Origin of the sequence: Acidiplasma aeolicum (genome assembly GCF_001402945.1) — an archaeon.
Taxonomy (GTDB): Archaea; Thermoplasmatota; Thermoplasmata; order Thermoplasmatales; family Thermoplasmataceae; genus Acidiplasma; species Acidiplasma aeolicum.
In genome coordinates, this window is sequence record NZ_LKBG01000090.1 from 1 (window position 1) to 2,224 (window position 2,224).

General features: G+C 34.5%; 4 protein-coding genes and 1 pseudogene. 2 read left to right on the forward strand and 3 right to left on the reverse strand.

What is annotated here, in order from left to right; genetic code table 11:
• A pseudogene (locus AOG54_RS09835) lies at positions 1-221 on the forward strand (dihydroorotase); the annotation flags it as partial.
• Here AOG54_RS09835 and AOG54_RS02740 read toward each other — a convergent pair.
• On the reverse strand, positions 214-885 hold the full coding sequence (locus tag AOG54_RS02740; protein ID WP_054964463.1) for a phosphoglycolate phosphatase: 672 nt from the start codon (positions 883-885) through the stop codon (positions 214-216). The pseudogene AOG54_RS09835 and the gene AOG54_RS02740 sit on opposite strands and share 8 nt — an antisense overlap.
• Positions 886-926: 41 nt before the next feature.
• On the opposite strand from AOG54_RS02740, the gene AOG54_RS02745 reads away from it, so the two are divergent.
• Positions 927-1,205, forward strand: coding sequence for a ribonuclease P protein component 4 (locus tag AOG54_RS02745; protein ID WP_048100894.1), 279 nt, complete (start codon positions 927-929; stop codon positions 1,203-1,205).
• On the opposite strand, the gene AOG54_RS02750 is transcribed toward AOG54_RS02745, so the two are convergent.
• Together AOG54_RS02750 and AOG54_RS02755 are read right to left on the reverse strand one after the other, a co-directional pair.
• Positions 1,202-1,426, reverse strand: a complete 225-nt coding sequence (locus AOG54_RS02750; protein ID WP_048100893.1) for a hypothetical protein — start codon at positions 1,424-1,426, stop codon at positions 1,202-1,204. The genes AOG54_RS02745 and AOG54_RS02750 overlap by 4 nt on opposite strands.
• 26 nt (positions 1,427-1,452) lie before the next feature.
• Positions 1,453-2,224 (reverse strand): MMPL family transporter (locus AOG54_RS02755; RefSeq protein WP_156324172.1); only part of this gene is annotated, 772 nt, incomplete at its 5' end.

Consider the following 2,224-nt stretch of genomic DNA (forward strand, 5'->3'; position numbering starts at 1 on the left):
GTGAGATAAAAATAGGCAATTATGCAGATTTTATGACTGTTGATTTTACCTCAATGGAGAGGCTCAACGATTACAGGCTCCACTCAAAAAATCCAGAATCACCCTTTAATGGCTTTGATGTAATATTCCCGGATGATGTAATCATGAGGGGTATAAAAATTGTATCTTCAAGAGAAATAATAGAGGATCATACTGGAAAATATATAAGGGAGCTTAAATGATGCCAAAGTATTTAAAGACATCACCCACCTGGGTTCCGTAAGCAAATTCTGATACATATTCACTTTTTACCTTTATATTTTCTGATGCATTGGCCGGTGCTGCTTTTTTAACAGGGAGATCAAACATGCTTAAATCATTGTCAGAATCTCCCATAACCAGTATCTCGTTGTAATCATAATTATAAAACTTCTTAAGGAAATTAACGGCATATGCCTTATCCTGGCCCTTATTCATGACATGCCATGTAAATTTGCTATTCACAATGTATAAATCCCGCTTTTCAGCCTCCTTTGATATGAATTCATAGTCTTTTTCATCCATTGTAAATGCCGATGATGTTTGCCTCCAGATGTTTGTAAACATGGGCCTTGCACTTGTTGTTTTTGATATCTCATCAAGGAATTTATCACATTTTTCCTTACTAAAGAATGTCTTAATGGTATCATTAATAAGCACTATGCCACCGTTTTCACCAAATACCGGTGCATTTGTGCCTATGAATGTTTTTAATCCAAACATAACCGGTAATGCATTTCCACTAACAAATGATATAAGGACTCCAGAATTCACAGCCCTTCTGATATTTATTATTGCATCTGTTGATATTCTTCTTTCCCTGTCTGTGAGGGTCCCATCAACATCAAGCACAACAAGCCTTATCATTTTTGGTAATATTTATAAAATTTATAAACATTTATAATAAGATGAAAGATCAAAAATTAAATAGAATTGCCATGGATAGAATAAATAAATTATATAATTTATCACTTATTTCCAATGAATATTATTCTAAAAGATATATTATACTCATGGAAAGAATTGCAAAAAGGATGGATATCACACTACCAGTATATATAAAAAAATCATACTGTAAAAAATGCAAACTGCCATATAAGAATGAAAGAATTAGAATTAAAAATGGACTGGTGATTATAACGTGCCCGAACTGTGGAGATGTAAGAAGAATACCTATAAAAAATTAATCCACTGTTTCCAGTTCAAAATAGACCTTAAAACCCTGCAGGGTTGCCTGAATTTTATCGGCAAACCATATGGCATCCTCGGCGGTTGCAGAGTCGGGCCAGTTGTATACCATATCCTGTTCTCCTTTTATTAACGAAAATCCCAGTGACCTTAATCTATCCACTATTTCACTGGGTTTTGTACCCTCGCTGTTGAATATCACTTTAAGGAATGTTTTCATAGTACCTAAATATAGCATTGTATATATTATTTTTCCGTTTGTCTCATTTTTGATGGCCACCAGTTGTACTTATCAAGGAACAGCATAACGCTTGGAACAAAGAACATCCAGCTGACAAAGGTATCAACAAGCACTCCGAGTGATAGACCTACACCTATTTCCTGCATTATGGGTATTCCGCTGAAATATAATGCACCAAATGTTGCGAATAATAATGAACCAAGGGTCATAATAACCCCACCACTTTCAATGATGCTGTTTTTTATTCCATCATCATTGGTCATGCCGTTTAAAACATTTTCCCTGACCTTTGTAACCATAAATATATCATAATCAAGGCCCACAGCCAGCAGGGTTATAAATACAAATAATGGCAGGAAGATAATTAATGGTAAATGAAGTATGTAAAAGAATATGATATATGTTATTGCAAGTGACATAATTACGGCTGCCATCACCATTAGTATGAGCCTTAATGGTGTAAATGCAGATCCGAGCTGTATTAATAATATTATGAATATAGCCACACCAAGTATTGGCACCATCTTGCTGAAGGAGGATGATGTAAATGAATATGCATTATTAAGATACTCTGTTAAACCACCTGCATAACCCTTATAGTCAGAACCTGATGAATATTTTGATTCTATACTTTTAAGAAATGATGTGGACTGTGGGCTCCAGGCTATATTTGAAAGATATATAACTATCTCTGCATAGTGAGAATTATTACCTATATATGAGTTTGTTGCGCTTGCATAATCCTTGGAATATGCAGGTGAAACATTTAATGCACCT